The sequence below is a fragment of the Enterobacter sp. BNK-8 genome, assembly GCF_048685095.1.
Classification (GTDB): domain Bacteria; phylum Pseudomonadota; class Gammaproteobacteria; order Enterobacterales; family Enterobacteriaceae; genus Enterobacter; species Enterobacter quasiroggenkampii.
In genome coordinates, this window is the sequence record NZ_JBLQTN010000001.1 from 3,901,316 (window position 1) to 3,912,283 (window position 10,968).

Below are 10,968 nucleotides of genomic sequence, written 5' to 3' on the forward strand. Positions count from 1 at the left end.
GAGATTAGCCTCGCTCCCGGGCAACCGGAAGCGAGGTAAGGTCAATCAGGAGCGTTTCAACAGCAGCCAGAGACTGATCAGGAGGAAGCTGGCGCTTGGCAGCAGCGCACCGATAATCGGCGGAATGCCATAAACCAGCGTCAGCGGACCGAAGATCTGATCGAGCACGTAGAACACAAAGCCGAAGCTGATGCCGGTCACGACGCGAACCCCCATCGGCACGCTGCGCAACGGGCCGAAGATAAACGACAGCGCCATCAGCATCATTACCGCCACGGACATCGGCTGGAAGATTTTGCTCCACATGTTGAGCTGATAGCGTCCCGCATCCTGTCCGCTCGACTTCAGGTATTTCACATAGTTGTGCAAACCACTGATGGAGAGCGCGTCAGGATCCAGCGCCACGACGCCGAGCTTATCGGGCGTCAGGTTGGTTTTCCACGTACCGGTTACCGTCTGAGAACCCGTAATCTGTTTCGGATCGGTCAGTTTAGATTCATCAACCTGGGACAACCGCCACTGCTTATGTTCGGCGTCAAACTTCGCCGAAGAGGCGTGGCGAACGGACTGCAGACGGCGCTGGTCATCGAAAGCGTAGATGCTCACTCCGCCCAGTTCATCATTCCCCTTCACCCGTTCGATGTAGACGAAGTTTTTTCCGTCTTTGGCCCATAAACCTTGCTGAGTCGAGAGCAGTGAGCCGCCGTACATCGCCTGAGCACGATAGTTACGCGCCATCTGTTCGCCCTGCGGCGCGACCCACTCGCCAATCGCCATGGTCAACAGCACCAGTGGGATGGCGGTTTTCATTACCGACAGCGCGACCTGCATGCGGGTAAAACCCGAGGCCTGCATAACGACCAGCTCGCTGCGCTGCGCCAGCATACCCAGCCCCAGCAGTGCCCCCAGCAGGGCCGCCATCGGGAAGAAGATCTGCACATCTTTCGGCACGCTGAGTAGGGTATACATCCCCGCGCCCAGCGCGTCATAGCTCCCCTGCCCGGCTTTTTTCAGCTGATCGACAAATTTGATAATGCCGGAGAGCGACACCAGCATGAACAACGTCATCATGATGGTGGTAAAAATGGTTTTACCGATATAGCGATCAAGAACGCCAAACGCCTGCATTAGATGGCTCCTTTACGCGAGAATCGGGCACGTATGCGGCGCACAGGCACCGTATCCCACAGGTTTAACCCCAGCGCCAGTAAGATGTACAGGCTGTTGACGAACCACGTCCAGATCATGGGATCCAGCTTGCCCTTCGCGCCGTTGGAGCGAATCGAGGTTTGCAGCAGGAAATAGATCAGGTAAAGCAGCATCGCCGGAAGCATAGAGAGCACGCGTCCCTGACGCGGGTTCACCACGCTCAGCGGAACGACAATCAGCGCCATCATAAACACGGTGAAGACAAGCGTAATACGCCAGTGGAACTCAGCGCGCGCGCGGTTGGTATCGGTATTCCAGAGGGTACGCATGTCCATTTGCTCGGTATCCGTTGGATCGAGCGACACCGTCTGATGGCCGATAATGGCCTGATAGTTCTGGAAATCCGTAATGCGGAAGTCACGCAACATCGCGGTGCCTTCGAAACGGGTGCCTTTGTTCAGCGTCACGACCTGAGAACCATCTTTGCGCTGAGCCAGCTGACCGGAATCTGCCACCACCACGGAAGGACGTGCGTTACCTTTAGGACGCAGCTGCGCCAGGAAGACATCGTTGAATTTACTGCCGTCAACGCTCTCAATAAACAGCACGGAGTTTCCGTCGGTTGCCTGCTGGAACTGCCCCTGGGCTAACGCCGCCATGCCGGGGTTGGCTTTCGCTTCGGCCAGCACTTCATCCTGATGGCGGGAAGACATGGGCCCCGCCCACATCACATTCACCGCCGCAACGATACCCGTGAACAGCGCCAGTATCATGGCGGCTTTCACCAGGACCGCTTTGCTCAGGCCACAGGCATGCATCACCGTGATTTCACTCTCGGTATAGAGTTTCCCAAGCGTCATGAGCAGGCCAAGGAAAAGACTTAGCGGCAGGATAAGCTGCGCCATTTCCGGGATCCCTAAACCAAGCAGGGAAAGCACCAGATTTGTTGGAATTTCGCCGTCAACGGCCGCACCGAGGATCTTAACCAGCTTCTGACAGAAAAAAATCAGCAGCAGGATGAAGAGGATCGCCAGTTGGCTTTTGAGCGTCTCCCGCACCAGATATCTTATGATTATCACTTTAAATACGCCCGTAAAAACCCGTCTCTTTGCTGGAAAATCGCTTGTTTCATGGCTTAAACGTCATTTATTCTCTTGAGTCGTCGAAATCATCGCTAAGATTAAAACATCCGGCGGATTCACGCTTCAGGACTTTTTCTGACGTGTCGAAACCGTAGTAACGTAAGATTAACACGAAGTCACCACAACAGCGGACATGAGTTACGAAAGGTTTCAATTCTATCCGTAGCAGCCGCCGTTGTCTTTAAGATTCAGGAGCGTAGTGCATGGAGTTCAGTGTAAAAAGCGGTAGCCCGGAGAAACAGCGGAGTGCCTGCATCGTTGTGGGCGTCTTTGAACCACGCCGACTCTCCCCGATCGCCGAGCAACTCGATAAAATCAGTGACGGCTATATTAGCGCCCTGCTGCGCCGTGGCGAACTGGAAGGCAAACCTGGGCAGACGCTGTTACTGCACCATGTTCCGAACGTACTCTCAGAGCGCATTCTGCTGATTGGCTGCGGCAAAGAACGCGAGCTGGATGAACGTCAGTATAAGCAGGTGATTCATAAAACAATCAATACGCTGAATGATACCGGTTCAATGGAAGCCGTCTGCTTCCTGACCGAGCTGCACGTTAAAGGGCGTAACACCTACTGGAAAGTGCGTCAGGCGGTCGAAACGGCAAAAGAGAGCCTGTACAGCTTCGATCAGCTGAAGACCAATAAAAGCGAGCCACGTCGTCCGTTGCGTAAAATGGTATTCAACGTGCCAACCCGCCGCGAACTGACCAGCGGCGAACGCGCGATCCAGCACGGTCTGGCGATTGCTGCCGGCATTAAAGCGGCTAAAGATCTCGGCAATATGCCACCCAACATCTGTAACGCGGCGTATCTGGCCTCTCAGGCACGTCAGTTGGCCGACGCCTACAGCAAAAACGTCATTACCCGCGTCATCGGCGAACAGCAGATGAAAGAGCTGGGAATGCACTCTTACCTGGCAGTCGGTAACGGCTCGCAGAACGAATCCCTGATGTCCGTCATCGAGTACAAGGGCAACCCGGCCGAAGACGCGCGCCCTGTCGTGCTGGTCGGTAAAGGCCTGACCTTCGATTCCGGCGGTATCTCCATCAAGCCTGCCGAAGGCATGGACGAGATGAAGTATGACATGTGCGGCGCGGCGGCGGTTTACGGCGTCATGCGCATGGTCGCGGAACTTCAGTTGCCCATCAACGTGATCGGCGTCCTGGCGGGCTGCGAAAACATGCCCGGCGGTCGCGCTTATCGTCCGGGTGACGTCCTGACCACCATGTCCGGCCAGACCGTTGAAGTACTGAACACCGACGCCGAAGGCCGTCTGGTACTCTGCGATGTGCTGACCTACGTTGAGCGCTTCGAACCTGAAGCGGTCATTGACGTCGCCACGCTCACCGGCGCCTGTGTGATTGCGCTGGGCCACCACATCACCGGCCTGATGTCGAACCACAATCCACTGGCGCACGAGCTGATTGGTGCCTCGGAGCAGGCCGGTGACCGCGCATGGCGTCTGCCGCTGGGCGACGAATATCAGGAGCAGCTGGAGTCTAACTTCGCGGATATGGCGAACATCGGCGGACGTCCTGGCGGGGCGATCACTGCGGGCTGCTTCCTGGCGCGCTTCACCCGTAAGTACAACTGGGCGCACCTGGATATCGCGGGTACCGCATGGCGCTCCGGCAAGGCCAAAGGCGCAACCGGTCGTCCGGTAGCGCTGCTGTCGCAGTTCCTGCTCAATCGTGCGGGTTTTAACGGCGACGAATGATATAAAATGCCGGGTGGCGGCTTCGCCTTACCCGGCCTACAACGTCATTCAACCGTAGGCCGGGTAAGCGTAGCGCCACCCGGCTTTGCATTTGAATCCAAAACTAAGAAGCCCCATATATGAAGAATGCAACGTTCTACCTTCTGGACAACGACACCCATCAGGATGGCCTCAGCGCCGTCGAACAGCTGGTGTGTGAAATTGCCGCAGAACGTTGGCGCGCAGGCAAACGCGTGTTGATCGCCTGTGAAGATGAGCAGCAGGCCATTCGTCTCGATGAAGCGCTGTGGGCTCGCCCGCCGGAGAGTTTTGTTCCGCATAACCTGTCAGGCGAAGGGCCACGCGGCGGGGCACCGGTTGAAATTGCCTGGCCGCAAAAGCGCAACAGCAGCGCGCGCGACATTCTGATTAGCCTGCGGATAGATTTTGCAGATTTTGCCACCGCTTTCACAGAAGTGGTAGACTTTGTCCCTTACGAAGAATCTTTGAAACAACTGGCGCGCGAACGCTATAAAGCGTACCGCCTGGCTGGTTTTAACCTGAATACGGCAACCTGGAAATAATGGAAAAGACATATAACCCACGCGATATCGAACAGCCGCTTTACGAGCACTGGGAACAGCAGGGCTATTTCAAGCCTAACGGCGACGAAAGCAAAGAGTCCTTCTGCATCATGATCCCGCCGCCGAACGTCACCGGCAGTTTGCATATGGGTCATGCTTTCCAGCAGACCATCATGGACACCATGATCCGCTACCAGCGCATGCAGGGTAAAAACACCCTGTGGCAGGCGGGGACTGACCACGCGGGTATCGCGACCCAGATGGTGGTTGAGCGTAAAATTGCCGCTGAAGAAAGGAAAACCCGCCACGACTACGGTCGCGACGCGTTCATCGACAAAATCTGGCAGTGGAAAGCGGAATCCGGCGGCACGATTACCCGTCAGATGCGCCGCCTCGGCAACTCCGTGGACTGGGAGCGCGAGCGCTTCACCATGGATGAAGGCCTCTCCAACGCCGTGAAAGAAGTCTTCGTCCGTCTGTACAAAGAAGACCTGATTTACCGTGGCAAACGCCTGGTCAACTGGGATCCGAAACTGCGCACCGCAATTTCTGACCTGGAAGTGGAAAACCGCGAGTCCAAGGGCTCCATGTGGCATATCCGCTATCCGCTGGCCGACGGCGCAAAAACCGCCGACGGTAAAGATTACCTGGTGGTCGCGACCACCCGTCCGGAAACCCTGCTGGGCGATACCGGCGTGGCCGTTAACCCGGAAGATCCGCGTTATAAAGATCTGATTGGCAAATTCGTGGTGCTGCCGCTGGTAAACCGCCGTATTCCGATTGTGGGCGACGAACACGCCGATATGGAAAAAGGCACCGGCTGCGTGAAAATCACCCCGGCGCACGACTTCAACGACTATGAAGTGGGTCGTCGTCACGCCCTGCCGATGATCAACATTCTGACCTTCGACGGCGATATCCGCGAAAGCGCAGAAGTGTACGACACCAAAGGCAACGAATCCGACGTTTATTCCAGCGACATCCCGGCCGAGTTCCAGAAGCTGGAACGCTTTGCCGCGCGTAAAGCGATTGTGGCTGCCGTTGACGCACTTGGCCTGCTGGAAGAGATCAAACCTCACGACCTGACCGTGCCGTACGGCGACCGTGGTGGCGTGGTTATCGAGCCAATGCTGACCGACCAGTGGTACGTGCGTGCCGACGTGCTGGCGAAACCGGCTGTGGAAGCGGTTGAAAACGGCAGCATTCAGTTCGTACCGAAGCAGTATGAAAACATGTACTTCTCCTGGATGCGCGATATTCAGGACTGGTGTATCTCCCGTCAGCTGTGGTGGGGTCACCGTATCCCGGCATGGTACGACAACGACGGCAACGTTTACGTTGGCCGCAGCGAAGATGAAGTGCGTCAGGAAAACAACCTGAGCGCAGACGTAGCCCTGCGTCAGGACGAAGACGTGCTGGATACCTGGTTCTCCTCCGCGCTGTGGACCTTCTCCACCCTCGGCTGGCCAGAAAACACCGACGCGCTGCGTCAGTTCCACCCAACCAGCGTGATGGTGTCCGGCTTCGACATTATCTTCTTCTGGATTGCCCGCATGATCATGATGACCATGCACTTCATCAAAGACGAAGACGGCAAGCCGCAGGTTCCGTTCCATACCGTCTATATGACCGGTCTGATCCGCGACGACGAAGGCCAGAAGATGTCCAAATCCAAGGGTAACGTCATCGACCCGCTGGATATGGTTGATGGTATCTCTCTGGAAGAGCTGCTGGAAAAACGCACCGGCAACATGATGCAGCCGCAGCTGGCGGAGAAAATCCGCAAGCGCACCGAGAAGCAGTTCCCGAACGGGATTGAGGCTCACGGTACCGACGCCCTGCGTTTCACCCTGGCGGCGCTGGCCTCGACCGGTCGTGACATCAACTGGGACATGAAGCGTCTGGAAGGTTACCGTAACTTCTGTAACAAGCTGTGGAACGCCAGCCGCTTCGTGCTGATGAACACCGAAGATCAGGATTGCGGCTTCAACGGCGGCGAGATGACTCTCTCCCTGGCTGACCGCTGGATCCTGGCGGAATTCAACCAGACAGTGAAAGCGTTCCGCGAGGCGCTGGACAGCTACCGCTTCGACATCGCGGCGGGCATTCTGTATGAATTCACCTGGAACCAGTTCTGTGACTGGTATCTGGAGCTGGCGAAGCCGGTCATGAACGGCGGCACTGAGGCAGAGCTGCGCGGCACGCGCAACACGCTGATTACCGTTCTGGAAGGCCTGCTGCGCCTGGCGCACCCGGTTATTCCATTCATCACCGAGACCATCTGGCAGCGCGTGAAGGTGATTGCAGGCATCAACGCCGACACCATCATGCTGCAACCGTTCCCGGCATTCGATGCGTCGAAAGTCGATGAAGCGGCGTCTGCGGATACCGAGTGGCTGAAGCAGGCGATCGTGGCGGTACGTAACATTCGTGCTGAAATGAACATCGCGCCTGGCAAACCGCTGGAGCTGCTGCTGCGCGGCTGCAGCGAAGCGGCCGTTCGTCGCGTCACCGAGAACAACACCTTCCTGAAAACCATGGCGCGTCTGGAAAGCATCACCGTGCTGCCTGCGGATGATAAAGGTCCGGTTTCCGTGACCAAAATCATCGACGGTGCCGAGCTGCTGATCCCGATGGCAGGTCTGATCGACAAAGACGCCGAGCTGGCTCGTCTGGCGAAAGAAGTGGCGAAAGTCGACGTGGAAATTGGCAAAATCGAAAGCAAACTGGCAAACGAAGGCTTTGTTGCCCGCGCGCCGGAAGCGGTCATCGCGAAAGAGCGTGAGCGTCTGGTTGCCTTCGCCGATGCGAAGACCAAGCTGATTGAGCAGCAAGCGGTTATCGCTGCCCTGTAATGCTTTTACCCCTTACGCTTCAGGGCGTAAGGGGTAACCTTCCTGAAAACTCCTCGCTTGCACTCCCCTTTCTGCGGTGCTATTAACAGCAGTTATGTGTCAATTTTTGTAATGAGTAATGCTATGAGCGTGATTACCCCCGTCGCGACGACGATGCGTCGGATCACTGAGCAGGATAATCCGGCTATCGCCGCCGTTATTCGCACCGTTTCTGCCGAATATGGCCTGACGGCTGACAAAGGCTACACGGTTGCCGACCCGAATCTGGACGCGCTTTTTCAGCTTTACAGCCAGCCGGGGCATGCCTACTGGGTAATAGAGCAGAACGGCCAGGTAGTCGGCGGCGGCGGCGTGGCGCCCCTCAGTTGCAGCGAGCCGGATATCTGCGAACTGCAAAAAATGTATTTCCTGCCAACGGCACGCGGACAAGGACTGGCCAAAAAGCTGGCGCTGATGGCGCTGGACCACGCGCGCAAGCAGGGCTTTACCCGCTGCTACCTGGAAACGACCGCCTTCCTAAAAGAGGCCATCGGCCTGTATGAACATCTGGGCTTTGAGCATATCGATGCGCCGCTGGGCTGTACCGGCCACGTTGATTGCGAAGTCAGGATGCTGAAAAGTCTGTAACTTTCGTTCCTGCCCTCTTCTGTTAAGCGGCTGTAAACTGAATGCTCTACACTCTCAGTTCACACCACAACGGGGGAAACACGATGTCGAAGATAAAAAGCTACGCCGCACCGCAGGCGGGTGCAGAACTTGAGCTGTACGAGTACGATGCGGGCGAACTAAAAGCAGAAGACGTCGAAGTACAGGTTGATTACTGCGGGATCTGCCACTCGGATCTCTCGATGATCGATAACGAATGGGGCTTCTCCAGCTATCCGCTGGTTGCCGGACACGAAGTCATTGGCCGCGTCGTGGCGCTCGGTAGCGCCGCGCAGGACAAAGGGCTGAAAGTGGGCCAGCGCGTAGGCATTGGCTGGACAGCGCGCAGCTGTGGTCACTGCGATGCCTGTATCAGTGGCAATCAGATCAACTGCCTCGAAGGCGCCGTTCCCACCATTCTGAACAAAGGCGGTTTTGCCGATAAACTGCGCGCCGACTGGCAATGGGTTATCCCGCTGCCGGAAAGCATTGATATCGAATCCGCCGGCCCGCTGCTGTGTGGTGGTATCACCGTCTTCAAACCGCTGCTGATGCACCATATCACCGCCACCAGCCGCGTCGGCGTCATCGGTATCGGCGGACTGGGGCATATTGCCATTAAGCTGCTGCACGCGATGGGCTGTGAAGTCACGGCGTTCAGCTCGAACCCGGCGAAAGAGAAAGAAGTGCTGGCGATGGGGGCGGATAAAGTGGTGAACAGCCGCGATCCGCAAGCGCTGAACGCGCTGGCGGGCCAGTTTGACCTGATCATCAACACCGTTAACGTCGATCTCGACTGGCAGCCGTACTTTGAAGCGCTGTCCTACGGCGGTAACTTCCACACCGTGGGTGCGGTGATGAAGCCGCTGCCGGTTCCGGCGTTTACCCTGATCGGCGGGGATCGCAGCATATCCGGTTCTGCAACCGGTACGCCGTACGAGCTGCGCAAACTGATGAAATTCGCCGGACGCACCAAAGTGGCGCCGACCACCGAACTGTATCCGATGTCGAAAATCAACGAAGCGATCCAGCACGTGCGCGACGGCAAAGCTCGTTACCGCGTGGTGTTGAAAGCAGATTTCTGATGTGACAGTGCCGGGTAATGGCTTCGCCTTACCCGGCCTACTTTCACCGCTGCGCCAATACGTTAAATACTTCCGCTACCGCGACCGCTCCCGGATCCATCACCCCATCCAGGTTCTCTTTATTGACATACGACGAGCGTCCCGCGCCGGCTTTTGCCATTTTCGACGTTGCTTCTGCGCCCTGCTGCGCGGCCTGCGCTGCCGCCTGAATATTGCCTTTCTGTAACGCTTCCAGCGCCGGTTGCAGCGCATCGATCAGCGTGCGATCGCCAAGATCCGCTCCGCCGTACTGCTTCATCTGCGCAAGTCCACTGAGCAAGGCCTCCGGGAGCGTCTGACCATCGTGAAGCTTTTGCCCGGCCGCGGTGAAGAAGATCGACATCAGCACCCCGCTCGACCCGCCCATCACCGTAGCCAGCCGCTCGCCAACCAGCAGTAGCAGCTTAGACACGTCATTAAGCGGGAGCGTGTTCTCCTCCAGGCGCTGCGCAATATCCCGCGCCCCTTGCGCAAAGGTAGAGCCGGTATCGCCATCCCCCACTTTGGCATCCAGCGCGTTCAGGCGGTTTTCCAGCTGGATCAGCGTTGTCGACACGGAGGAGACAAACGCACGCACCTGGGGATTGTCAGACGGGGTGTACTCCACACGGTCATGAATGGCGCTATGCGCCACGGTACGCAGTGGCGCAAACGCGACGGGCTTCTGCCAGCCCAGCGTCTCGACGTCGGCGTGAATCGCCTTTTCGAAGAAATCGTTGAGCTTCAGCAGCGTCAGAGAAAAGCCTTTCATATCCAGCGCGCTGACCAGCGGCGCAGGGCCGATCAGGTACGCGATACTCTCTTTCAGCGCCGAATGCGCCAGCTCTTTGGTCAGCAGCGCCATCTCCAGCGCCGATACGCCGCCAAGATTGTTAATCAGCACCGCAAAACGCCCCTTACCCGCCTGCGTGCTTAACGGCGTCACCAGAGTGTCGATAATGGCTTTGCTGTTTTGCGTATCTACCACGGAAGCCCCGGGTTCGCCGTGAATGCCCAGGCCCAGCTCGACATGGCCTTGTTTAATGCGCCCCTCTTCATCGTCGCTGCCCGGCAGGTTACAGGTTTGCATCGCCACGCCCAGGCTCCAGAGGTTATCGCAGGCCTGTTGCGCAATATCCCGCACCTCGCTCAGCGATTTCCCCTGCTCCGCCGCATAGCCCGCAATCTTGTGCACCAGTGCCGTACCGGCAATACCGCGCGGCTGCTTGTTATCCGGCAGCGCGATGTCGTCTGCCACAATCACCATCTCCACCTTCAGGCCGTAGCGCTTGGCCTTTTCGGCCGCCAGGCCAAAATTCAGGCGGTCGCCGGTGTAGTTTTTGACGATCAGCAGACAGCCGCGATCGCCCGTGACCGCCACAATGGCATTCAGCACCGCATCCACGCTCGGCGAGGCAAACAGATCGCCGCACACTGCCGCCGTCAGCATCCCTTTGCCGACAAACCCGGCGTGCGCGGGTTCGTGGCCTGAGCCGCCGCCGGAGATCACCGCCACGCGGCTTTTGTCCCAGTCGCCGCGTGCGACGATCCTGATGGCCGGATCGATATCAAGCTTGACGAGATTGGCATGTGGCGCAGAAAGCAGTATGCCTTCAATGGCATCGTTGACCAGCTGTTTGCGATCGTTAAAGAAGAATCTGGACATAGTTTCCCACTATTTTGTGAACCGTATGCAAAAGCATAGTCCGCGCTGGATAATGCGCCGCAAAGTCAGGAATTTACTCAACCAAATTGCTATCAGGTTGCCTATACTCCACCCAGGACTAAGAGAGGAA

General features: G+C 57.3%; 8 protein-coding genes. 5 read left to right on the forward strand and 3 right to left on the reverse strand.

Annotated elements, in window-relative coordinates:
- Positions 1–45: 45 nt before the first annotated feature.
- Both lptG and lptF read right to left on the reverse strand, forming a co-directional pair.
- Positions 46–1,128, reverse strand: a complete 1,083-nt coding sequence (gene lptG, locus ACMGGU_RS18895; RefSeq protein WP_420300844.1) for an LPS export ABC transporter permease LptG — start codon at positions 1,126–1,128, stop codon at positions 46–48.
- Positions 1,128–2,228, reverse strand: coding sequence for an LPS export ABC transporter permease LptF (gene lptF, locus ACMGGU_RS18900; RefSeq protein WP_048028830.1), 1,101 nt, complete (start codon positions 2,226–2,228; stop codon positions 1,128–1,130). Before lptF ends, lptG begins: the two co-directional genes overlap by 1 nt.
- A 266-nt stretch (positions 2,229–2,494) precedes the next feature.
- Between lptF and pepA the strand changes: the two genes are divergently transcribed.
- The 5 genes from pepA to ahr all read left to right on the forward strand — a co-directional run bounded on the left by pepA (position 2,495) and on the right by ahr (position 9,154).
- Positions 2,495–4,006 (forward strand): leucyl aminopeptidase, encoded by a 1,512-nt coding sequence (gene pepA / locus ACMGGU_RS18905; protein WP_252077685.1) that lies wholly within the window; start codon positions 2,495–2,497, stop codon positions 4,004–4,006.
- A gap of 119 nt (positions 4,007–4,125) precedes the next feature.
- Positions 4,126–4,569, forward strand: coding sequence for a DNA polymerase III subunit chi (gene holC / locus ACMGGU_RS18910; protein ID WP_008502815.1), 444 nt, complete (start codon positions 4,126–4,128; stop codon positions 4,567–4,569).
- Positions 4,569–7,424, forward strand: a complete 2,856-nt coding sequence (locus ACMGGU_RS18915; RefSeq protein WP_420300845.1) for a valine--tRNA ligase — start codon at positions 4,569–4,571, stop codon at positions 7,422–7,424. Before holC ends, ACMGGU_RS18915 begins: the two co-directional genes overlap by 1 nt.
- A gap of 123 nt (positions 7,425–7,547) precedes the next feature.
- The gene (locus tag ACMGGU_RS18920) at positions 7,548–8,051 is read left to right on the forward strand and encodes a GNAT family N-acetyltransferase (protein ID WP_111967955.1); all 504 of its coding nucleotides are present in this window, start codon (positions 7,548–7,550) and stop codon (positions 8,049–8,051) included.
- An 83-nt stretch (positions 8,052–8,134) separates the two neighbouring features.
- A complete protein-coding gene (gene ahr, locus ACMGGU_RS18925) occupies positions 8,135–9,154 on the forward strand; it encodes an NADPH-dependent aldehyde reductase Ahr (RefSeq protein ID WP_063622544.1) in 1,020 nt (339 codons plus the stop codon).
- A 43-nt stretch (positions 9,155–9,197) separates the two neighbouring features.
- On the opposite strand, the gene ACMGGU_RS18930 is transcribed toward ahr, so the two are convergent.
- Positions 9,198–10,838 carry a dihydroxyacetone kinase subunit DhaK gene (locus tag ACMGGU_RS18930; protein ID WP_248222411.1) on the reverse strand — a complete coding sequence of 547 codons (1,641 nt, stop codon included), beginning with the start codon at positions 10,836–10,838 and terminating at the stop codon, positions 9,198–9,200.
- Positions 10,839–10,968 lie beyond the last annotated feature (130 nt).

Bases quoted from the DNA above. Each gene is read 5' to 3' on its own strand.
- lptG (WP_420300844.1), bottom strand. From the start codon at position 1,128: ATGCAGGCGTTTGGCGTTCTTGATCGCTATATCGGTAAAACCATTTTT.
- pepA (WP_252077685.1), top strand. From the start codon at position 2,495: ATGGAGTTCAGTGTAAAAAGCGGTAGCCCGGAGAAACAGCGGAGTGCC.
- holC (WP_008502815.1), top strand. From the start codon at position 4,126: ATGAAGAATGCAACGTTCTACCTTCTGGACAACGACACCCATCAGGAT.
- ACMGGU_RS18915 (WP_420300845.1), top strand. From the start codon at position 4,569: ATGGAAAAGACATATAACCCACGCGATATCGAACAGCCGCTTTACGAG.
- ACMGGU_RS18920 (WP_111967955.1), top strand. From the start codon at position 7,548: ATGAGCGTGATTACCCCCGTCGCGACGACGATGCGTCGGATCACTGAG.
- ahr (WP_063622544.1), top strand. From the start codon at position 8,135: ATGTCGAAGATAAAAAGCTACGCCGCACCGCAGGCGGGTGCAGAACTT.
- ACMGGU_RS18930 (WP_248222411.1), bottom strand. From the start codon at position 10,838: ATGTCCAGATTCTTCTTTAACGATCGCAAACAGCTGGTCAACGATGCC.